The following is a 20300-nucleotide window of genomic DNA, read 5'->3' as shown; positions in this document are numbered from 1 at the left end:
TTTGTGAAAGCATGCAGCCCAACGACAATAGAACAATGGGAGGCGTCATGTTGCGAATTTTGCGTAACAGTGTTTTCGGGCTCGCGATTATTTCAGGCCTTTTCAGTGCACCACCTCCCGCCTCCGCCGCCGACTACCCCAACCGCCCCGTGCACTGGATCATCGGCTTCTCCGCCGGCGGCCCGGTCGACATCGTGGCGCGGATCATGGCGCAATGGCTGTCAGACCGTCTCGGCCAGCAGTTCATCGTCGAGAACCGCGCCGGCTCCGGCGGCAACATCGCGGCCGGTGCCGCGATCAACGCGCCGGCAGATGGCTATACGCTGCTGTTCGTCGCGCCCAACAACGCGATCTCGACCTCGCTTTACAAGAAGCTGCCGTTCGACTTCCTGCGCGACACCGTGCCGGTCGCGAGCATCATGCAGCTCACCAACATGCTGGTCGTCTCCAATGCGATGCCGGTGAAGACCGTTCAGGAGTTCATCGACTACTGCAAGGCCAATCCCGGCAAGATCTCCTTTGCCTCGTCCGGCAACGGCACCTCGGTGCACATGTCGGCGGAGCTGTTCAAGGTGATGACCAAGTGCGACATGGTGCACGTGCCCTATCGCGGCTCGGCCATCGCCTTCCCCGACATCATCTCCAACAAGGTGCAGCTGATCTTCGACAATCTGCCGTCCGCACTGGAGCAGTCGCGCGGCGGCAGCGTCCGCGCCCTCGGCGTGACTTCGCCGCAGCGCTGGCCGAGCGTGCCCGACGTTCCCGCAATCGCCGAGACCGTGCCAGGATTCGAATCGGTCGGCTTCTACGGCATCTCCGCGCCGAAGGGCACGCCGCCCGAGGTGGTCGAGCTCCTCAACAAGGCCGTCAACGAGGCGCTGAAGGACCCGAAGCTGGCGGCGCGCCTCGCCGAGACCGGCGGCATCCCCAAGCCGATGACGCCGGCCGAGTTCGGCAAGCTGGTCGCTGACGAGACCGAGAAGTGGCGCAAGGTGGTGGAGTTCGCGGGGGTTTCGGTGGACTAGGCGGCGATCTGCCGCGAGCTTGCAGCTCGCCAGCAAGACATCGGAGGGGAGACCGGTAGGCCCCTCCAATCAAAAATGCCGAAAACAACCCCATGCACAGTAGAAAGATCAAGCGATCACAAGGGGTTACGGAAGCGAAAAATCGGGCCCCGGCAGGGCAATTTGACTTGTCGGGCAAAACAGGAGCATAAGTGCATCATCGTCAATTTCGGTAATTCAAAATTTCAGTCGATGCTGCGCCGGCGTTGCGATCCGCCAGAGCCAGCATTGCACCCCCGCCTCCATCCCTGTAAACGAACCGCGCACCGTTGCCGGCCGCGCGATCCCGCGGGCGTCTCGCGGCGGGGCCTGTAGCTCAATGGTTAGAGCCGGCCGCTCATAACGGTCTGGTTCCTGGTTCGAGTCCAGGCAGGCCCACCAATGAATATGCGCATTTCCTGAGATCGACGATTTTCGCGGGTCCCGCTTCGGGTCCCGCTTCGATTTCGGCATCAGCGGCGGCGCTCGCCGGGACCTGGAGGATCTCCGAGCGGCGATCAACCACCACGCCTCAAGAAGCAGGGCCACGCCTACGTCGACCTCGACAGCGGCCTGTATCATCGGCTTGCGATCGGCCGGCGAGCGACGAACAAGCGTCAGCCCACCGTGCCGCTGCCGGACCGTCTGCTGGCACACATGCGGCGCTGGTACGACAAGAAGATCATCGCCAACCACTTTGTCGAGTGGCAGGGCAAGGGCGTGAAGTCGGTCAAGACCGGCTTCGCTCGCGCCGTGGAGGTGGCGAAACTCGAGCTATCGGACGGCAACGTGACGCCGCACACGCTGCGCCACACGGCGGCGACCTGGCTTATGCAGTTGGGCACTGATCCATGGGAAGCGGCCGGCTACCTCGGCATGTCGGTGAAGGTTCTGATCGATACCTACGGCCACCACCATCCCGACTACATGCGGGAGGCCTCGGGCGCGATCACTCGCAAGAGGGAGACGACCAAGCGCGTCGTCGGCGCCACGCAGACTACCAAGCCAGCCGTCCGCACTCGCAGCATTCGAGCAATCTGGGCCGGGAAACTATAAATCTGCCGGGCGGACGGCTTGCCAAAGTCCGCCATGCCCGGGCAGCGGCCAAATTCCGCAGCGCAGCGAAATGACGCTATGTGCCAATGCACAAAACGCCACATTGCGTTGCTTTCCGCGTCTACGCAAGTCCCCGTTCGCGATCTATAACTGTTTCAGGAATTCCAGGAGCGCATTGCTTACGTCTTTGGCGCGCTCTTGCTGAGTCCAATGACCGCAACCTTTCAAGATTATTGTCTCGCGAAGCAAGGGCACGAACTGTTTCAGGCTAGGGACGAGATGGCTCCAACTCGGCGATCTGTAAACCCCGTCTCGATCGCCAACGACATAGAGTGCCGGGACCTGAACCTTTGCGCCGGACCATGGTGCGAGCAACTCCCAATTGCGATCAATGTTGCGATACCAATTCAAACCTCCTCCAAAGCCGGTGCGCTTGAACTCTTCAACGTAAAATTCGATGTCACTGTCCGTGAGCCACGTCGGCAATGATTGGGTTGTAGGCTTCCCATCAAGCCAACCCCCCTCACTAGGAAGCATCGTGAGCGACGCAGGATCTTCAACCGGCGCATCGCCAGATAGGGCGAACAATGTCGTCTTGATTGCGTTGTGGACGTCTTTTTCGAGTTCTGCCTCGGCAACGCCCGGCGTCTGGAAATACAGTTGATAGAAGCGCTGCTTTTCGGTCCTCGGCATGACGGTGCTTGGTCGGTTGGGACCACGCACCTGAAACGGCACGCTCAAGCCAACGACGGCCCTAAATCGATCCGGTCTGAACAGAGCGCAGCGCCAAGCGACCGGCGCTCCCCAATCATGTCCGACAACGACTGCTTGATCCGTGCCGATCGCGTCGAGCAATCCGACCATGTCTCCGGTCAAATGCAATAGAGTGTATTGATCGATCGCATCAGGTTTGTCCGTCTGCCCGTAACCACGCATGTCGGGCGCGATGGCGCGATATCCGGCGGCAGCGAGCGCTTCCAATTGGTGCCGCCACGAATACCAGCACTCCGGAAAGCCATGGCAGAGAAGCACGGTGGGGCCGCTCCCTGCTTCGGCCAGGTGCATTCGAATGCCATTTGTCTCGATAAATCGATGCGAGATCGTCATTGCCAACCTCCGTAAGATCCAGTCACATTGTGAGCCCCAGCCACAACCGAAGTGGCTCCGCCGACACCCAGTCGAACGGCGGACCGCCAAAACGACATGCTATACGAATTTATTTTCGAGCCCGCACCGCGCCTCCGGCAGCATCGGCGCAAGGTCGGCTTCGGGTCAATCGCGACCGGGTTGCGGCAATAGTAAGTCCAACCCTGTCCGCCATGCCGCCGAAGACGGAAGTAGATTCAGAGCATCGGTGGTAACGCATAGGCATGACGGAATCAGCTGTTCTCCTTTGTTCTTCGGGTCCTCTCGGGGTCCCGGTTGGGTCCCGCATGAGCGTGAACGAACGCAGAAGATCGCAAATTATCGACGTAAAAAACCCCGAGATAACAAGGGCGTTCTGCTGATCCAAACCGCTCATAACGGTCTGGTTGCAGGTTCGAGTCCTGCCGGGCCCACCAGCAAATCAATCACTTGACCGGATCGCAATGCTCGATCAGCAATTCTGTGAGGACTCGGATCTTCCGCGCGGGATGCTGGCCTGGCGGGCGGATGACATAGGCACCCGCCGGAGGTGGTGGATGACGGGTCATGACTGAAACAAGCCGCCCCGATGCCAACCATTCATTGGTGAGAAAATCCGGGAGGTAGGCAATCCCGAGCCCTGCTGTTGCGGCGGCCACCAGAGCTGTGCCGTTGTCGGCCTTGAAGCGCCCCTGTGGACGAACCGTGATGAACTTGTCGCCATCCATGAGCTGCCAAGTTTCGGTGCCCTGCATGAGAGCTTGATGGGCGATGAGTTCCTCGGGTGTCTCAGGCGACCCGTGCTCTTTGATGTAGCCAGGACTCGCAACGAACTTGCCGTAGATCGGTCCGACACGCTTGGCGATCAAATTTGAGTCTTGAAGATAGCCAATCCGAATCGCGCAGTCATAACCTTCTGCGATGAGATCAACGAATTGGTCACTGTAGCAGGTGTGGATTTGGAGCTGGGGGTGTCGTCGCGCCATTTCCGCCATCACGGGGGCGAAGTAGTTCGAGCCGAAGGACAGCGGCACAGCAACTCGCAAGCGTCCACGAAGCTCTCCGGCAGGCAGGATCGTCTCTTTGGCCACGTCGATTTCGGTGCAGACCCTCGCAGCATAGTCTCGGAACGTCGCCCCAGCTTCCGTTAGAGCGGCGCCGCGGGTGGTTCGTGCAAGAAGCTGGACACCAAGTTCCGATTCAAGCCGCAAGAGCCGTCGACTGACGATTGACTTGGAGACGCCGAGCCGGAGCGCAGCAGGCGAAACTCCGCCAGCATCAGCAACTTCTACGAATGTCCGTAGCTCTTCGATGTCCACTTTGGCGTTCCTCCTTTCGCGACACAGCTTGCCACAAAACGGTACTACCGCATCGAACACGGGAACGGCAATAAGCCCTCCAGGTGACGCCGCCTGTGGCGAGCGTCTCCCCAAAACCGATGCCGCGTTCAACGGCAACAAAGGATGTCATGATGCAACTTCGTAACGGCCTTGCTTCGCTTCTTCGTCCCGAAGACTCAGTGCTCGTTCTGATCGACCACCAACCCTACCAGCTTGCGAACGTGAACAGCCATGAACCGCAGATGGTGATCAACAACACGGCAGCTCTCGCGAAGGCAGCAAAGGCCTTCGATGTCCCCACGATCCTAACGAGCGTGATTGCCGAGCGAGGTGGCCTCCTCTTCCCTCAGATCACCGAAGTGTTCCCCGGACAGGAGGTGATCGACCGGACGTTCATCAACACCTGGCAGGATAAGAAGGTAGTGGACGCGGTCAAGGCCACGGGCCGCAAGCAGCTGATCATCGCTGGTCTGTGGACCGAGATATGCGTCGCGATGCCGACGATCCAGGCCCTCGGCGAAGGCTGGGACGTCACCGTGGTCACAGATGCGTCCGGTGCCGTTTCGGTCGAGGCCCACGAGGTCGCCATCCAGCGCATGATTACCGCCGGCGCCAACATGATGACCTGGTTGGCAGTGGCGGCCGAATGGCAGCGCGACTGGGCCAGGGCCGACCAAGCTGCCAAGCTGACGGAGGTGATCCTGCAGCATGCCGGCGGTAGTGGCATCGCGTTCCTGTGGGAGCAGCAGCTGCTCAACACTCCGGTACCGAAAAGCGCAGGCTGAGTTGAACTGGGTGATGAGGATCCTCGAACCGTTGCGGGCCTCGTCACCCTCACCACCGATCGATGTAATGACCCAACCAAGGTGGATGAAACACGAGTTGGGTGGTTGATGCCTGTGCCTCGAGTCTACAACGTCCATCACCGCAATGCGCCGGATGACGCGGTCTACGTCGGCCGCAGCTCGCCCTACGGCAACCGGTTCGCTATCAAGGAGCACGGCGACCAGGTCTGCAATCTGTTCGACCGCCAGCTGCTGCCGGCCATAGATACTCTCGATTACGATTACGGTGCACTCAATGACTTCGGCTGCTTCCGCGGATTCGAAGGCCAATGAATTAAGTGCACAGTCACCATAGTAGCTGTGCCTGTAGTAATGGACCCATGGCGCGTATCGGACCATATTGGCCAGGCATCACTTTGTTCGACGAGCAAGGGAGCCACCGGATGTACGCCAACATTCTCTTGAGCACGGATGGATCAGACGTCGCGCGAAAAGGCGTTGAGCATGGTATTGCCTTGGCGAAGGCCCTGAACGCCAGGCTGACGATCATCAATGTGACGGAAGCGCTGCCGGTCGACTTTGGGAGCGGACACGCCTCGGGATGGATTCCTACGCAGGAGGAGGTTGACAGCTTTGACGCGGCCTGCAAGGCCCGTGCGGGCAAAGTGCTTGACGAGGCGCGCGCCATGTCGGAGCAGATCGGCACGCCTGCGGAATTCTTGCATGTTCCGAATGCGCGCCCGGCCACTGCGATGATTGAAACGGCAAAGCTTGGGGGATACGACTTGATCGTCATGGCCTCTCATGGGCGTCGCGGCCTCAGGAAGTTGTTCCTTGGCAGCCAAACATCCGAGGTCCTGGTGGACGGAAGCATTCCCGTGTTGGTCGTGCCGAAGCCGGCATAGTGCAGCGACTTACCCGGCTCCGCTTGGCTGTTGCGCTGAGCTCCCGCACAAGAAACGTTGACCGCTCTTTAGCGGCAGGAGAATTTCATGGTTAGTGAAAAAGGCCCGAACATCAAGAAGAAGCAGAAATGCAAAAATTGTGAAGGCAAAGGTTTGCTCAAGAAGGGCGACAAGGTGGTGAAGTGCCAGCGCTGCAAAGGCACGGGGGTGCGGTGATGCTCTCGCAGCCGGCAAGCATGAACACCAGCAGGTGATGCACGATCGCCAGCACCAGATCGGTCGTTGCGTAGTCCATTGAAATATCCCCCGTGTCGTTCGCTTCGGCCGGGTTCGGCCCAAAGCAGGCGTCTCTCCTGTCAGGCAGCCCATTTGGGGCGCGCTTCCTCGGCGCCCCACTTATCGCGGAACCGCGTCGATGCATCGCGGGCGATAGGCGGGCCGTGGCCAAACCCGGCAGCATCGAATGAAAGACTGGCAAGTCTGCGCTGGCTCGCACGACCGTCGTTCAAATTCTCGAAGCCGACGGGATCACCGAGGCCCATGACGTTCGTGCACACATCGCCCGCGAACAGCATGCGTCCCGGAAGCCACAGCAGGGCTACCTGTCCCGCGCAATGCCCGGGAACATGGATGACTTCGATGCCTCCGGCGATGGGCAGTGTTTCTCCATCGGTCAAGGGCCGGTCGATGGCAACAGGCTCCAATCGCTCGTCGGGATGGAAGAACAGCTTGCATATCACTTCCCCCAACAGACCAGGTGCTCCCCTCATCGGCCGAAAAGGACCTCCACTCTCGGCCATCGGGATATCGAGCGAGTGCATGTAGGTCCTCGCACCGGTTTCCCGCACGATCGCTGCGGCACTGCCGATATGATCAGGGTGGCCGTGCGTAAAAATCAGGTGCTTGAGCTGGTCTGGCGAACGGCCAAGCCCGCGGATCGCTCCGAAGACGGCGGCCTCCTTACCCGGGTAACCGGCGTCGATCAGCGTCAAGGCGTCGTCGCCTTCGATCAGGAAGGCGTTTGCCAACCCCATCGGGACAACGTGCACACCATCGATCACACGCTTCACAGCCATCGGCAGAATCCCCGGAAAGGCCTCCACTGCGAAACGCAAACCGGCAGCGCCGATCGAGCGTTCCAGTTTCGAGAACACAAAACTGTGAGCGCAGCGAGCATGCTGGCGCAGATGCGAAGCTCGTGCGCAATCTCTCCGTCACCGCTGTAACTGTTCAGAACCGCTCCACCGGAGGCGCAAAAACATAGCCAATGCCGCGCTCGCTCTGGATCATGCGCGGCGCATTCCGATCAATCTCCAACTTGCGCCGCAGCCGCAAGACCTGAACATCGATGCTCCGATCGAAGATGTCCTCATGAACTCGCGTCGCATGCAGCAGATGCTCGCGCGTAAGAGCTCGCTTGGGTGCATCCAGAAACGCCAGCAACAAGGCATACTCACCTTTACTCAGCAAAACCGGTGCGTCATTGGGGTCTACGAGACTTCGCCTGTAACGATCGAGCCGCCAGCCATTGAATCGATAGCCGCCCCGTTCCGGATCGCGAATTTGTGCGGCACGCGGCAGTTGCCGCCGTCGCAATATGGCGCGCGTACGTGCGAGCAACTCCCTGGGACTGGGCCTTACGATGTAATCGTCGGCGCCAAGTTCGAGGCTGACGATAGGATCAATTTCGTCGGCGCGGTGGCTGGTGACGATGATTGGAATATCTGATTTCGACCGGATTGATCGCAATTGATCCAGGCCGTCATTCAGCCCGTGTGACTGATCCATGATGATCAAGCTGGGATGCGTGCCGTTGCATTTCAACTCGCTCCAGCTGGACACACAACGGGCGGGGAAATTGTGGTCGGAAAAGTATCCACTCACCGTCTGTCGCAAGGCGGGATCATTATTGATGATCAGGATATAGCCTGTCGATCCGGTGTCCTGGTTCATGTCTTCGATTCCCATTTGTCATCAGGCCTGATTCCGATCTCATCAATCCTTCAATCGACGACCGGAATTCTCCGAGCCGGTTAACCCGGACAGCGATGCAAGACTGTGAACTGGTTCATATTTCACGAAACCGTTGATCGCTTTAGAACGCGACGGAAACTGTTCCGCGTTGACGACGACCAGGCATTAGCGCCGTGACAGCGCATGTTGCGATTGACCGCCATGCCGGAACGTCGTTCCGTCAAGCAACGGGCTGGTGGTGGCCGGGAAGAAAGAACAGAGGAAAGTGACGAAGCGCGATGATCGCGCCGAACGCCCCATCCGAGCCGACGCACAGCGCAAATCTCAACACGCTGCTGCAGGCGGCGCCGGCGGTCTTCATGAAATCCGGAGTGGACGCGCGCCGCGAAGCCTCGTTTGGCGCTTCACTCGGGCGCCCCCGGCCGCACGCCTATTTCGAGAGCGGCTTCGGCCGGCGTTACAGGATTTGCTCGGGGCGGCGGCGTCCCCGGGCTCCTTCCGCGCCGGCGTCGACCCGTACGACCTGCTGGCGGCGGTCGCGAGCCTAGGCGCGTCGACCCGCGACGGTGATGATCCCGCGCGGGCTCGGTGCATGATCGGGCTGCTGGATGGGCTGCGCTACGACGTGGAGAGGGGCTGAGCGCTTTGGCTCGGACGCGTTGGAGCGTCACCCCTGCGGCAGCGGAGTGGCGGACGTGAAGACCCCATCGGGATCGAAGCGGCGCTTGATCATCCGGAGCCGGGTGGCGTTGCCGCCATAGGCCGCCGCCGCCTGTTCGCGATCATCCGGCCCCAGCAGGTTGGCGTAGCCGCCCGGCAGGGCGAACGGGGCGAGGCTCTGCCAGAGATCTTGTGCCCAGCGTCGGTGCGCCGCGCCGTCGTCCCCATCGGGCTTCCAACCCGCGACGATCTCCACCATGAAGTGCTCGCGGCGCACGCCGAATGCGGCGCCGTCCGCCGCCATCCGCGTTGCTGCGCCGTGGAAGTGGTGCCAAAAGATCGAGCAATGCGGCGACGCCGCGCGGGCCTTCGCCGCGATGATCGCATCGGCGGCGCCTGCGGTAAGCGCGGGCAGCCAGCGCGTCCGGATCTCCCAGTGGTAGCCGTCCGCGGCCTCCACCCATGCGTCGAACTGGGCGAGCAGGTCGGCGTAGGTCGCCGGTCCGACCTGGGCGGATTGCGGCGTGCCGAAAGCCTGCACGTCTTCCATGACGCGCTCGCCCTGACGCCGCTCGCCATTCCACAGCGGCACGACCATGATGACGGGTTGGCCATCCGGGCCGGACATCACGCCGACGGCCACGCCGAGTTCGTCGGGCGCCGCCGCCGCGAATGCCGCGTAGCGGCGCAGGACCGCGCCCGCCTCGTTCCAGTTGTAGATGATCGATCCGGCGAGCATGTCGCGCGTCGGATGGAGGCGAACGCGCAGGGAGGTCACGACGCCGAAGTTGCCGCCGCCGCCGCGCAAGGCCCAATACAGCTCGGGCTCCGCGTCGGGACCGGTTGTCACGCGTCGCCCGTCCGCCAGCACGATTTCGGCGCCGAGCAGGTTGTCCGCCGCGAGGCCGCAGGTACCGCTGAGGGGGCCGTAGCCGCCGCCCAGGGTCAGGCCGGCCACGCCGACCGTGCCGCAGTTGCCCAATGCCGCGACCAAGCCGTGGGTGCCGGCGGCCACGGCCAGATCCTTGGCCCGGGCGCCGCCCGCGACGGTGGCTACAAGCGCTCGCGGATCCACGGCCACATCGCGCATCCCGGTGAGGTCGATGACGAGCCCATCGTCGCGCAGCGCGCGCCCCGCCCAGTCGTGCCCGCCGCCGCGCACCGACAGCGGCAGGCGGTGCCGCCGCGCGGCCTGCACTGCCGCCTGCACATCTGCGGACGTCTCGCACACCGCAAATAACGCCGGCTGGTTCTTAACTGCTCCGTTCCATATCTGCCGCGTGCGAGCATAGTCATCGTCGTCGCGCGACACGACTTTTCCCTGCATCACGGCGCGCAGTTCACGCGCCGCGGCCGACTTCGAAATCGTTTGTATGTTCATTACACGCATTAATGACTCTCCTTAAATGACTCTCCTTATCGGCCGATGGCGTGGTTGATGCCGCGCTCGCCCCCGGTGACGAGGGCGGCTTTGCCATCCTGTGCGCTCATGATAGGCGCGCGAGCACGGCGACCCCTGCCGTCGCGTAGTTGCGCGGTTGGGCTGCAAAGTGTTGGGCCGCGACGCGAAGATCCCGCACCCTTCGTTGCAGCGAGCAGCTTTCGTACACGGCCCTGCTTCCGGCGAGTTCAAAGCAGCCTTCGGCGACGCGGACGCAGGCCGAGGCGATCCAGGCCACCGCTTGCAGTTGTTCCGCCATGCGGGCCAGGCCCTTCGCCGTCGCTCGCTCGGGATTTTGCCAAACCCGGGCGATCTGCGCCTCAAGCAGCGCGCGCGCCGCCATGAGTTCGGCATCAAGCCGTGCCAGGTTCTCCTTGAAGCGCTCGGTCTCCACCAGTGGGGTGGTCATGAACAGTTGTTTGACGCCGGTCCGCGCCAGTTCGACAAGGTCCATGATGGCGCCCTCGGCGATCCCCACGGAAACGGCGCCATGCAACAGAAAGAAGACCTCGGGGATCTTGCTGAAGATGGGTTCAGGCGCGAACGAGACTCCGAACGGAAACTCGAAAAAATTCTCGTCGGGAACAAACACGTCCGCCAACGCAACGTGGTGGCTGCCGGTGCCCCTGAGGCCGAACGTGTGCCAGGTGTCCCGGATCTCCCAGTGTTCGGCCGGCATGAGACAGGTGCGGGTCATCGGGCCGGGTCCGTCCGCGGCGTCGATCGGGGAACCGCCCTCCATCATCACGCAAGTGGCCGCGATCCACTCGGCGTTTTGGCACCCGCTGGCAAACGGCCACGCGCCGGTTACCTTCCATCCGCCGGGAACGCGCTCGGCCGTGCCACCCGACTGACCTGAGCCGGCAACGACCTTGCTCTTTCCGTCCTGGTAGATTTCCGCGCACAGGGCCGGGCTCGCCAGAAACGGAATGAGGCTCGCGTTGTTGCCAATCATCGCATTCCAGCCCACCGACCCATCGAGCTTGGCCAGGGCCGAGACCGCCCGAAGGGCGCTTGGCGCATCAAGCTCCAGGCCGCCGTAGCGCCGGGGCAAAAGCATGCCGTAGATCCCTGCCGATTTGAGAGTGGACACGAGTTCCGCCGGCAGTCGCCGATCTTGCTCAATGTCGGGAGCGAGCCGCGCGACCATGGGCGCGAGCGCGGTGATGCGCGAAAGTACCTGATCCAATGTGGCTCTGTCGGGATTCTGGACGTTGCTGGTCTCTGACCGTTTCTTGTCGAGAAGCGTTGTCATCGGGCTATCCTCTTCGAGGTAGGGATCGGAATGGAGCAAGCAGTCTGCAATGGGCAAACTACGGTTCGATTGCAGCTCGCGGGAACCTGCGTTTCGAATGTAACCGGACGGGGCACTTGAACTCTGCCGGATCGCACCTGGGTGATCGGCCGCCAGCAAGAATTGCGCTTCCTGTTCGAACCGACCACATTACCGCCGTCAGGCCGACAGGCGCATTTCAGCAAAGGTAGGTCCACGTGCATTCATCTGGTGGAAAGCAAGAGTTGGCGCGTCAGCCGAATCTGTCAGGCGAGCACAGATTCAATAAGTACGGCACCGCCGGGCTGCTGGCGTCTTCCGCCGCGCGGGGCTGGTCGAACCTCGCGGCAGAGCTTCGTAGCCACAGCGATACGGTCGCCTGGAATAGTCCGCAGCCTGACACCGAGGTCTGTGTGGATATCAGCGGCAGTCGAGCCGTGATCACGCGGCGGCTGGATGGTGTCACCGATACCACCGTCTCTGAACGCGGAACCATCTGGCTTCGTCCCGCCGGCGTGCAGGAAGGCCTGATCGACATGTCCGAGCCGGTGCCGGCGATATTGCATCTCTATCTTCCTCCGAGCCGGTTCTCGCCACAGAGCTTAGATGAGGGATTCGGTGCAGCGGCGATGGGGCCGCTGCGTCACCGGGGCGGCTTCCAGGATCCGCTGCTCGCCGAGATCGCCTATGCCATCATGTCTGAACTCGAGCACGAGACTTCCGCAGGCAGCCTGCTCGCCGAAACCCTGGCTCTTAGTCTGATGGCAAGACTGGTCCAGAACCATGTCTGTGCGCCACCGCCTGGATTCTTGACGCCGGTCGCACAGGAGGGACTCGACCGACGCAGACTGTCGCGCGTGCTCGACTATATTGAAGCCAATCTGGATGGCGATCTGGCAGTGGCGCGGCTTGCATCGGTCGCGTGCCTTAGCCAGTTTCATTTCGCGCGCGCCTTCAAGGCCGCTGTCGGCCGATCGCCGCATCGCCATGTCAGCGCGAGGCGGCTCGAACGCGCGAAGGAACTGCTCTGCGATGCGGACCGACCTCTGATCGATATCGCGCTCACGCTCAAGTTTTCGTGCCACGCCAATTTCACCCGTGCCTTTCGGCAAGCCACAGGGCAGACGCCGGCGCAATATCGGCGCAGCCTGCTGACCTGACTTGTTACCGACGTAACCAGTCCGCGCGCGCGACCGCAAGAAATGACAATAGCTGAGCAGGCGATGCCAAGCCGCATCGCCCCGATTGAGGCATCTATTCGCTCGTCCATACCTTCAATTGCGTGACAGGAGCGAACATGACATCCGAAGCGAAGGTCGCCGTCATCACCGGGGCGTCGCGCGGCATTGGCGCGAGCTTGCTGAAAGCCTATCGCGAGATTGGCTATCGCGTCGTCGCCAGCGCGCGCACGATTGGCAAGAGCAATGATCCGGCGATGCTCGCTGTCGCGGGTGATATCGCCTGTCCGGAGACGGCCGAAGACATCTATAAATTAGCCATCGAGCGCTTCGGACGGATCGATACGCTCATCAACAACGCCGGAATGTTCGTTGCAAAACCGTTTACCGAATATTCCGAAGCCGATTTCGCAAAGATCGTCTCGATCAACCTCGCGGGCTTCTTCCATTTGACGCAACGGGTCGCGGCCAGCATGTTGCAGGTGGGGTCAGGCCACATTGTCAATATCACGGCGACGATCGCGGAACAACCAATGGCCGCGCTGCCGGCAGCGCTTGCTACCCTCACCAAGGGCGCTCTCAACGCGGTCACGCGCTCGCTCGCCATCGAATACGCCAGCCGGCATGTCCGCGTGAACGCGGTCTCGCCGGGCGTGATCGATACGCCGATGCATTCGCCGGAAGCGCACCCGTTTCTTGCCCGTCTGCAGCCGATGGGCCGTTTGGGCGAGACGAAGGAGATCGTCGATGCCGTGATGTACCTGGAGCACGCGGCCTTCGTCACCGGCGAGATAATGCACGTCGATGGCGGTGCCTCCGCCGGCCGCTGGTAGGAGACGCATTATGTGGCCCGACAGGCGGCTTCTTGAACTATTTCAAATCGAGCATCCGCTTGTGCTGGCGCCGATGGCCGGGTTCGGCACGGTGGGGCTCGCCGCCGCAGTCTCAAACGGCGGCGGCCTCGGCTCGATCGGCTGCGCGACGATGAGTCCGGAACTCGTCGCCAAGAGCGTTGCAGGGCTGCGGCGGCTGACCGCGAAGCCGATCAACGTCAATTTTTTCTGCCACGATCCGGCAGAGGCTGATCCTGCCCGCGAGCGTGCCTGGCACGACAGGCTATCGCGCTATTATCCGGAGCTGGGCGTCGATCCCACGACACCGCCGCCGCGCGTCGATCTCGCGCCCTTTGGCGAAGCCGTTTGCGCCGTCGTCGAGGACGTGAGGCCTGAGGTGGTGAGCTTCCATTTCGGCCTGCCGGAGCCCGCGCTGATGACGCGGATCAAGGCGGCGGGCTGCAAAGTGATCTCATCGGCGACGACGGTCGATGAAGCGCGCTGGCTTGAGGAGCGCGGCGTCGATGCCGTCATTGCCCAGGGCTTCGAGGCCGGCGGACATCGAGGCATGTTCCTCGATCCCGACCGAGACTCCGCGGTCGCCTCGCAGGTCGGCACATTGGCTTTGGTGCCGCAGGTCTCCGACGTGGCCGGTGTGCCGGTGATCGCTGCTGGCGGCATCGCAGACGGACGCGGGGTTGCCGCTGCGCTGGCACTTGGAGCCTCGGGCGCGCAGCTCGGGACCGCCTTTCTGCGTTGTGCCGAGGCGGCAACGCCACCGCTGCACCGCGATGCCCTGAGGCAAGCGTGCGCGCACCAGACGGTTGTGACGAACGTGTTCTCCGGACGACCGGCGCGGGCTCTTGTCAATCGCCTTGCCGTCGAGATCGGTCCCTGGTCCGACGCGGCACCGGACTTTCCATTACCCATGGGTGAGCTGCCGCCGTTGCGGGCTGCTGCCGAGCAGAGGGGAAGCAGCGATTTCACGCCACTCTGGTCAGGGCAGGCGGCGGCGCTTGCCCGGGAGATGCCTGCGAAGATGCTGATCGAGACCGTTGTGAAGGACGCGACCGCGCGCCTGCGCCAGCTTGGGCGAAGCTAGGCCACGCCGTCGACGGCTTCTCGCCGTTGCGTAAGTGAGCTACCGGACAGACGGTCGCGGACCGCACCCATTTCGCACCAGAAACAATCTCGACAAAGCAAAACGAACGCGATCGCATTCCCGTTTGCCCGGCCAGCAGACTTGGCGGGAAGCTTGGCACCGGCGCGTATCACCCGCAACCGGTGTCTCACGGCGCAGCCGCTTGCGCACTGCACCAATGCCCGGTCATGCACTGCAACTAACGCGCTGACAATGTCGATCGTTAGACCAATGTCCATTTGTCGGCAAAACCAAAGTGAGGCAATCTGACACACGGGCGGTGTCACAACAGCTGAAGCATCCGTTTGATGCAAGGATGGCGTTGTGCGTCTCTCCAACTCCAAAAAAATTGCCGCGCCGCACCTGATCGTATTTTGCGAAATCAACGGGTGCCGTGAATTGCTGCCATAGCAACCTCACCAGTTCGCAACAATAGCATGCGGACCAAGCAGCAGAGAGGGAGGCCTGAAAATGAAGATCATTCGCGTCTCGATTGGCCGTCGCACACTCATCAAATCGGCGCTGGCGCTTGGCGCCAGCCAGGTGATCGGCGCGCCATTTGTCGTCAAGTCGCTCGCCGACGAGCCTGTCCGAATCGGCATGGTCAACCCGCTAACCGGCGTTCTCTCGGCACTGGCGCAGAGTGAAGTCGACGGCGCAAAATACGCCGAGGGTGAAATCAATAAAAAGGGAGGCATTCTGGGCCGTCAGGTCCAACTGCTGGTCGAGGACTCGGCAAACGACGTCGGCACGGGCGTGCAGAAGACGCGAAAGCTGATCGACCGTGACAAGGTCGACGTCATCATCGGCGACGTCAACTCCGGCATCGCCTACGCAATGTCGCAGGTCACCAATGAGAAGAAGATTTTTCATATTGTAGGGGGCGGCCATACCGATCCCATCACGGGTTCGAATTGCAAATGGAATGTGTTCCGGGTCTGCAACACCACGACAATGGATGCCAATGCGGTAACGCCGGAACTAGTGAAGAAGTTCGGCAAGAAATGGTTCTTCGTTACGCCCGATTATGCCTACGGTCACACCCTGCAGGACGCCTTCGTCAAGGCACTCACCAAGGCCGGCGGCACCTTTGAAGGGGACATGCTGCCCATCAACAATACCGACTTCTCCGCCACCCTCATCAAGGCGAAAGGCTACAAGCCGAACGTGCTGCTCAACAATATGGGCGGGCTGACGCAGATCAACTGCATGAAGCAATTCACGCAGTTCGGCATGCAGAAGGAGATGGCGCTCGGCGGCGCGCTGTTCGAATTGGAAAGCATCAAGGGTTGTCCGCCGGATGCTCAGACCGGCTGGTGGGACATGGAGTGGTGGTGGAACCAGCCCAACGTGCCTGAAGTGGTGAAGTTTGTCGCCGATTACCGAGCCGCGACCAAAAAGACGCCCTCCGCGCGTGACTGGTTCGGCTACGTGTCGATGCATTCGGTGCGACTGGCGGCAGAAAAAGCGAAGTCGCTGGAAGGCCCGAAACTGGCGAAGGCGCTGGAGGACCTCGAGCTGCCGCCCGACGTGGCATTGCAGCCGGGCAAGGTGCGTTACCGCGCCGGCGATCATGAGCTGATGCCGAACATCTTTGTCGGCGAGGCGCATCCTGCGAAGTCCGGCCCGGACGACGTGTTCACCGTCTCTGCTTTGGTTCCGGGTGAGCTGGCCGCGGGTTCGGTCTCGGATACCGGCTGCAAGATGGTGGAGCCGGCCTGACTCGCCGACAATTTCGGCCAGGCTTTTGGCGCGCACAGGAGGGCGGATGACGCAGGTCATACTGTATAACGTGACTAACGGCCTTATCATCGGCGCCTTCTATGTATTGATGGCGCTTGGCCTGTCGCTCATCCTCAACCTCAGCAACGTCATCAATTTCGCTCACGGCAATTTCCTGGCGCTCGGCGGCTATCTCGCTTTCACACTGTCGCCGGCGCTGGGATATTGGGGAGCACTGTTGGTCTCGCCGCTGCTCACTGCGCTGATCGGCCTCATCATCGAGCGCCTGATGATACGCCGCGTCTATAACCGCGATCCGGTCTACAGCCTGTTGCTCACGTTCGGATTTGCGTTCGTGATGCAGGATATCGCGCGCTATGTGTGGGGACCCAACGGTTTGCCGCTGGGCCTGCCTGATTTTCTATCGCGGCCAGTCAGCGCCGAACTGTTCTTCATCACCTGGTACCGTATCTTCATGGTGACGGTCGTCATCGTGACGGTACTCGGCCTGTTCGGATTCCTGCGCTACACGCGGGTCGGCATACGCATCCGGGCAGGCACACTCGACCTAGAGACCGTGGCTTCGCTGGGGGTCAATATCAGCTTCCTGCGGACCTTCAATTTCGCGCTCGGCTGCATGCTGGCCGGGTTGAGCGGAGTGCTTGCCGCCGGGCAGATCGGCCTCAATCCCAACATGGGCGACGATCTCCTTATGCCGAGCTTCATCGCCATCATTGTCGGCGGCGTCGGAAGCCTGATCGGCACGCTGTTCGGCGGACTCCTGATCGGGATGGCGGCGGCCCTGACCACTGTGTTTATCCCCACCGCGAGCGAAGCGGTGATCTATGCTATCATGATGATTGTGCTTCTGCTTCGTCCCCGCGGCCTGATGGGCGAGGAAGGGATGATGTCATGAGCAGCGACGTCACTATCGCAGCCGCACCGGCGTCAAGACAATTGGCCGTTCCGAACTGGGTCAGGCTGGTCATCATCTGGGCGCTTCTGGCTGCGGCCCCCTACTGGCTTCCGTTGCTCGGCGGCTATACCGCTCTCGCCGGGCGTGTCCTGGTTTTCGGCCTTGCGGCGATGGGGCTCAACCTGCTGCTTGGATTTACCGGCGTATTGAGCTTCGGCCACGCGGCATATTTCGGGCTCGGCGCCTATGGCGCCGGCCTCACACTGCGATATCTCGTGCACAGCACGCCCATCGCGATGCTCGCCGGAACGCTGCTCGGTGGGTTGGCCGGCACTCTGTTCGGGTTGCTGATCGTACGCCGGCGCGGTGTCTATTTTGCGATGTGCACGATCGCCTTCGGCCAACTCTGGTACTATCTCGCCTACAGCTGGAACGACTTCACCGGCGGCTTCGACGGGCTGCGCGACTTTCACCGCGCACCAATCGGATTCGGGCGGTTGACGCTCGACATCACCGCGGGCGGACCGCAATTCTATTATTTCCTCTTGGCGGTCTTCGCGATTGCCGTGGCTCTGCTCGGCCTGCTGGTTCGCTCGCCCTTCGGCCATACTTTGCGGGCAATCCGGGAGAATGAACGCCGTGCGCGCTTTCTGGCCATCCCGGTAGAGCGCCAGATCTGGCTCTCGTTCTCGATCTCCTGCTTCTTTACCGCGTTTGCCGGCACGCTCTATGCGTTGCTCAACAATTTCGCCGATCCGATGGCCCTGCATTACTCCCTCTCCGGCTATTTCGTTGTCATGTGCGTGATGGGCGGTATGCGGACGTTCTGGGGACCGCTACTTGGCGCGGCGGTGTTCGTCGTGCTTCAGGACTATATATCGTCGATGACCGTGAACTGGATGTCCTTTGTCGGCACGATCTTCGTGATGGTCGTACTCTTCTTTCCGCGCGGCCTGCTCGGCATGCGGCGCCAGCGCAGTTCGGAATGAGCATGCTCGAGGTTCGTAACGTCACGAAGCGATTTGGCAACCTCGTTGCCGTGAACGATGTTTCCATGTCCGTTAAACGCGGCGAGTTACGGGCTATCATCGGCCCGAACGGGGCAGGCAAGACGACTTTCTTCAACATGATCAGCGGCTATTTTGCACCCACCAAGGGCTCAATCCTGTTCGAGGGAAGCGATGTAACACAGCAACCTGCACACAAACGGGTCGGACTCGGCATGGGCCGCACCTTCCAGATCACGGAAATCTTTCCCGAACTGACCGTCCACGAAAACGTGCTTACGGCAGCCGAGGTGGCGGCGGGGCAGACGTTGCATCTGGTGCGGAGCAAGGCCGCTGCGAAGCTCGCCAACGATGTCGCGGCCGAAATGCTGGCGCAGGTGGGGCTCACGGCCAAGGCCGATCGGCGTGTCGGCGAACTCGCGCATGGCGATCAGCGAACGACAGAGATAGCGATGGCGCTCGCGCAGCTACCGCGACTGCTGCTGCTCGATGAACCGACGGCCGGTATGGGCGATCAGGAGACCTACGAGGTCACCGCCCTGATCCGCCGCCTGCATCGCGAACGCAACTATACGATCGTCCTGATCGAGCATGACATGCGGGTGGTCTTTCATCTGGCCGATTACATCACTGTCCTCGACCAGGGCCGTCTGCTCGCCGAGGGACCGCCGAAGGAGATCGCGGCGTCGGAGGCGGTGCAGGCAGCTTATCTTGGGGAAATCGGATGACACCACTCGAGGCCGCGGGTCTGCAAACGTTTTACGGCAAGAGCCACATTCTGCACGATGTGGGCCTGACCGTGAACGAAGGCGAGATCGTGGCGCTGCTCGGCCGCAACGGCGCCGGCAAGACGACGACACTGCGCAGTATCATGGCGCTCACCCCGCCTCGCGAAGGCAACGTCAGGATATTCGGGACCGAAGCGAGCCGGATGTCGACCTATCAAGTCGCGTCGCTCGGCGTCGGCTATGTGCCTGAGGGTCGCAAGATCTTCGCAAACCTGACTGTCGAAGACAATTTGCGGGTACCGATGCAGCGGCCCGGCCCCTGGACCATCACGCGGGTCTTCGAAACCTTTCCGCGCTTGGCTGAACGAAGGGACAATCGCGGCCGCCAACTGTCCGGCGGCGAGCAGGAAATGCTCTCCATCGCCAGAGCGCTCCTTCTGAATCCCAAACTGCTGTTGCTCGACGAGCCGAGCCAGGGGTTGGCTCCCCTGCTCGTCAAGGAAGTCTTTCAGATCATCCAGGCAATGCGCAAGGAAGGTATCGCCGTTCTGCTGGTTGAGCAGAATGTTCGTGTCAGCCTGGCCATCGCTGATCGGGCCTATGTGCTGGATGACGGCTCTGTCGTCTACAGCGGAACAGCCGAAGCACTGGCAGGCGACGAGGAGCGGGTCCGCTCCATGGCGGGGGCCAGCGAAAAGGAATGGAGCGCCGATGGCAAGCCACCAAGCAGCGCCCCAGCGGATACGATCCCAGGGTGACGCGATTTTCGTAGGAACGTACGAATGGTTCGATGACTTCAGCGGTCCTTAAAGCGAGCGTCGAAGTGGTCCCTCACCTATGAGGACCGAACATTGAGACCCGACAAGGCCTGGTGAATCTGGCCGCTCATAACGGTCTGGTTGCAGGTTCGAGTCCTGCCGGGCCCACCAGCCTTCGCTCGCTTCACGAGCTTCTTCTGCCAGACCAGATGCTCTCACCTTCGCAGATTCGGCGAGACCGTCGTACGAAAGGCAGCACTGGCGTTCTCTAGTCCGGGCGAATTCTATCAGGTCGCTGGTGACCCGTTCAGCTCGGGGACGAATGCCCACAATGCAAAAAATGAAATGACCGATGGTCCGCCGGACCATCGGTCATCGTAAAGCCTTGGCAATATCCGAGCCGATCGCGCCGTCA

General features: G+C 61.6%; 21 protein-coding genes and 1 tRNA gene. 15 read left to right on the top strand and 7 right to left on the bottom strand.

The features are described 5' to 3' along the window. The first annotated feature begins 47 nt into the window (after positions 1 to 47). From ABIB73_RS24320 to ABIB73_RS24310, 3 genes are all read left to right on the top strand, one after another. Positions 48 to 1025 carry a Bug family tripartite tricarboxylate transporter substrate binding protein gene (locus ABIB73_RS24320; RefSeq protein ID WP_354228083.1) on the top strand — a complete coding sequence of 326 codons (978 nt, stop codon included), beginning with the start codon at positions 48 to 50 and terminating at the stop codon, positions 1023 to 1025. Positions 1026 to 1369: 344 nt separating this feature from the next. Then, positions 1370 to 1445 (top strand) — tRNA-Ile (locus ABIB73_RS24315). 171 nt (positions 1446 to 1616) lie between these two features. Continuing rightward, on the top strand, positions 1617 to 2099 hold the full coding sequence (locus ABIB73_RS24310) for a tyrosine-type recombinase/integrase (protein ID WP_354228262.1): 483 nt from the start codon (positions 1617 to 1619) through the stop codon (positions 2097 to 2099). 144 nt (positions 2100 to 2243) lie between these two features. Here the strand turns inward: ABIB73_RS24310 and ABIB73_RS24305 are convergent, their stop codons facing one another. After that, positions 2244 to 3206 carry an alpha/beta fold hydrolase gene (locus tag ABIB73_RS24305; protein WP_354228082.1) on the bottom strand — a complete coding sequence of 321 codons (963 nt, stop codon included), beginning with the start codon at positions 3204 to 3206 and terminating at the stop codon, positions 2244 to 2246. A 464-nt stretch (positions 3207 to 3670) separates the two neighbouring features. Beyond that, positions 3671 to 4543, bottom strand: coding sequence for a LysR family transcriptional regulator (locus ABIB73_RS24300; protein ID WP_354228080.1), 873 nt, complete (start codon positions 4541 to 4543; stop codon positions 3671 to 3673). A gap of 152 nt (positions 4544 to 4695) precedes the next feature. Here ABIB73_RS24300 and ABIB73_RS24295 point away from each other — a divergent pair, with 152 nt between their 5' ends. The 4 genes from ABIB73_RS24295 (at position 4696) to ABIB73_RS24280 (ending at position 6470) form a co-directional block, all read left to right on the top strand. After that, on the top strand, positions 4696 to 5349 hold the full coding sequence (locus ABIB73_RS24295) for a hydrolase (protein ID WP_354228078.1): 654 nt from the start codon (positions 4696 to 4698) through the stop codon (positions 5347 to 5349). Positions 5350 to 5457: 108 nt separating this feature from the next. Next, positions 5458 to 5682: a DUF4326 domain-containing protein gene (locus tag ABIB73_RS24290; RefSeq protein WP_354228076.1), complete on the top strand. Its 225-nt coding sequence runs from the start codon at positions 5458 to 5460 to the stop codon at positions 5680 to 5682. A gap of 110 nt (positions 5683 to 5792) precedes the next feature. Then, a complete protein-coding gene (locus tag ABIB73_RS24285) occupies positions 5793 to 6254 on the top strand; it encodes a universal stress protein (protein WP_354228074.1) in 462 nt (153 codons plus the stop codon). 87 nt (positions 6255 to 6341) lie between these two features. Beyond that, complete coding sequence (locus ABIB73_RS24280) at positions 6342 to 6470, top strand: hypothetical protein (protein ID WP_256374932.1); 129 nt, start codon at positions 6342 to 6344, stop codon at positions 6468 to 6470. Between the two features lie 140 nt (positions 6471 to 6610). On the opposite strand, the gene ABIB73_RS24275 is transcribed toward ABIB73_RS24280, so the two are convergent. From ABIB73_RS24275 to ABIB73_RS24255, 5 genes are all read right to left on the bottom strand, one after another. Then, the gene (locus tag ABIB73_RS24275) at positions 6611 to 7408 is read right to left on the bottom strand and encodes an MBL fold metallo-hydrolase (protein ID WP_354228072.1); all 798 of its coding nucleotides are present in this window, start codon (positions 7406 to 7408) and stop codon (positions 6611 to 6613) included. Positions 7409 to 7484: 76 nt separating this feature from the next. Continuing rightward, positions 7485 to 8207 (bottom strand): winged helix-turn-helix domain-containing protein, encoded by a 723-nt coding sequence (locus tag ABIB73_RS24270; protein WP_354228070.1) that lies wholly within the window; start codon positions 8205 to 8207, stop codon positions 7485 to 7487. 241 nt (positions 8208 to 8448) lie between these two features. After that, positions 8449 to 8589 carry a hypothetical protein gene (locus ABIB73_RS24265; RefSeq protein ID WP_354228068.1) on the bottom strand — a complete coding sequence of 47 codons (141 nt, stop codon included), beginning with the start codon at positions 8587 to 8589 and terminating at the stop codon, positions 8449 to 8451. Between the two features lie 306 nt (positions 8590 to 8895). Then, positions 8896 to 10278, bottom strand: a complete 1383-nt coding sequence (locus ABIB73_RS24260) for an FAD-binding oxidoreductase (protein WP_354228067.1) — start codon at positions 10276 to 10278, stop codon at positions 8896 to 8898. A gap of 97 nt (positions 10279 to 10375) precedes the next feature. Then, complete coding sequence (locus tag ABIB73_RS24255) at positions 10376 to 11584, bottom strand: acyl-CoA dehydrogenase family protein (protein WP_354228065.1); 1209 nt, start codon at positions 11582 to 11584, stop codon at positions 10376 to 10378. A 263-nt stretch (positions 11585 to 11847) separates the two neighbouring features. On the opposite strand from ABIB73_RS24255, the gene ABIB73_RS24250 reads away from it, so the two are divergent. The 8 genes from ABIB73_RS24250 to ABIB73_RS24215 all read left to right on the top strand — a co-directional run bounded on the left by ABIB73_RS24250 (position 11848) and on the right by ABIB73_RS24215 (position 19885). Next, positions 11848 to 12762: a helix-turn-helix domain-containing protein gene (locus ABIB73_RS24250; protein WP_354228064.1), complete on the top strand. Its 915-nt coding sequence runs from the start codon at positions 11848 to 11850 to the stop codon at positions 12760 to 12762. 137 nt (positions 12763 to 12899) lie between these two features. Beyond that, positions 12900 to 13613: an SDR family NAD(P)-dependent oxidoreductase gene (locus ABIB73_RS24245; protein ID WP_354228063.1), complete on the top strand. Its 714-nt coding sequence runs from the start codon at positions 12900 to 12902 to the stop codon at positions 13611 to 13613. Between the two features lie 10 nt (positions 13614 to 13623). Continuing rightward, on the top strand, positions 13624 to 14715 hold the full coding sequence (locus ABIB73_RS24240; protein WP_354228061.1) for an NAD(P)H-dependent flavin oxidoreductase: 1092 nt from the start codon (positions 13624 to 13626) through the stop codon (positions 14713 to 14715). A 582-nt stretch (positions 14716 to 15297) separates the two neighbouring features. Continuing rightward, positions 15298 to 16476 carry an ABC transporter substrate-binding protein gene (locus ABIB73_RS24235; RefSeq protein WP_354228059.1) on the top strand — a complete coding sequence of 393 codons (1179 nt, stop codon included), beginning with the start codon at positions 15298 to 15300 and terminating at the stop codon, positions 16474 to 16476. Positions 16477 to 16522: 46 nt separating this feature from the next. Next, positions 16523 to 17392, top strand: a complete 870-nt coding sequence (locus ABIB73_RS24230; protein WP_354228057.1) for a branched-chain amino acid ABC transporter permease — start codon at positions 16523 to 16525, stop codon at positions 17390 to 17392. Then, on the top strand, positions 17389 to 18381 hold the full coding sequence (locus tag ABIB73_RS24225; protein ID WP_354228055.1) for a branched-chain amino acid ABC transporter permease: 993 nt from the start codon (positions 17389 to 17391) through the stop codon (positions 18379 to 18381). Before ABIB73_RS24230 ends, ABIB73_RS24225 begins: the two co-directional genes overlap by 4 nt. Further along, complete coding sequence (locus ABIB73_RS24220) at positions 18378 to 19127, top strand: ABC transporter ATP-binding protein (RefSeq protein ID WP_354228053.1); 750 nt, start codon at positions 18378 to 18380, stop codon at positions 19125 to 19127. The genes ABIB73_RS24225 and ABIB73_RS24220 overlap by 4 nt, the downstream gene beginning before the upstream one ends. Beyond that, on the top strand, positions 19124 to 19885 hold the full coding sequence (locus ABIB73_RS24215; protein ID WP_354228051.1) for an ABC transporter ATP-binding protein: 762 nt from the start codon (positions 19124 to 19126) through the stop codon (positions 19883 to 19885). The genes ABIB73_RS24220 and ABIB73_RS24215 overlap by 4 nt, the downstream gene beginning before the upstream one ends. Positions 19886 to 20300 lie beyond the last annotated feature (415 nt).

It is taken from the genome of Bradyrhizobium sp. F1.4.3 (assembly GCF_040548375.1).
Classification (GTDB): domain Bacteria; phylum Pseudomonadota; class Alphaproteobacteria; order Rhizobiales; family Xanthobacteraceae; genus Bradyrhizobium.
Note: the sequence above shows the minus strand (reverse complement) of the source record. Positions and strands in the feature narration are given on the sequence as shown.

Excerpts from the sequence above, each read along its gene's own strand:
- ABIB73_RS24265 (WP_354228068.1), bottom strand. The coding sequence starts at position 8,589 with ATGAAGACCGCCGGCGCCGCCTGCAGCAGCGTGTTGAGATTTGCGCTG.
- ABIB73_RS24225 (WP_354228055.1), top strand. The coding sequence starts at position 17,389 with ATGAGCAGCGACGTCACTATCGCAGCCGCACCGGCGTCAAGACAATTG.
- ABIB73_RS24270 (WP_354228070.1), bottom strand. The coding sequence starts at position 8,207 with ATGAACCAGGACACCGGATCGACAGGCTATATCCTGATCATCAATAAT.
- ABIB73_RS24280 (WP_256374932.1), top strand. The coding sequence starts at position 6,342 with ATGGTTAGTGAAAAAGGCCCGAACATCAAGAAGAAGCAGAAATGCAAA.
- ABIB73_RS24320 (WP_354228083.1), top strand. The coding sequence starts at position 48 with ATGTTGCGAATTTTGCGTAACAGTGTTTTCGGGCTCGCGATTATTTCA.
- ABIB73_RS24215 (WP_354228051.1), top strand. The coding sequence starts at position 19,124 with ATGACACCACTCGAGGCCGCGGGTCTGCAAACGTTTTACGGCAAGAGC.
- ABIB73_RS24260 (WP_354228067.1), bottom strand. The coding sequence starts at position 10,278 with ATGCGTGTAATGAACATACAAACGATTTCGAAGTCGGCCGCGGCGCGT.
- ABIB73_RS24305 (WP_354228082.1), bottom strand. The coding sequence starts at position 3,206 with ATGACGATCTCGCATCGATTTATCGAGACAAATGGCATTCGAATGCAC.
- ABIB73_RS24230 (WP_354228057.1), top strand. The coding sequence starts at position 16,523 with ATGACGCAGGTCATACTGTATAACGTGACTAACGGCCTTATCATCGGC.
- ABIB73_RS24290 (WP_354228076.1), top strand. The coding sequence starts at position 5,458 with ATGCCTGTGCCTCGAGTCTACAACGTCCATCACCGCAATGCGCCGGAT.
- ABIB73_RS24220 (WP_354228053.1), top strand. The coding sequence starts at position 18,378 with ATGAGCATGCTCGAGGTTCGTAACGTCACGAAGCGATTTGGCAACCTC.
- ABIB73_RS24285 (WP_354228074.1), top strand. The coding sequence starts at position 5,793 with ATGTACGCCAACATTCTCTTGAGCACGGATGGATCAGACGTCGCGCGA.
- ABIB73_RS24255 (WP_354228065.1), bottom strand. The coding sequence starts at position 11,584 with ATGACAACGCTTCTCGACAAGAAACGGTCAGAGACCAGCAACGTCCAG.
- ABIB73_RS24240 (WP_354228061.1), top strand. The coding sequence starts at position 13,624 with ATGTGGCCCGACAGGCGGCTTCTTGAACTATTTCAAATCGAGCATCCG.
- ABIB73_RS24245 (WP_354228063.1), top strand. The coding sequence starts at position 12,900 with ATGACATCCGAAGCGAAGGTCGCCGTCATCACCGGGGCGTCGCGCGGC.
- ABIB73_RS24295 (WP_354228078.1), top strand. The coding sequence starts at position 4,696 with ATGCAACTTCGTAACGGCCTTGCTTCGCTTCTTCGTCCCGAAGACTCA.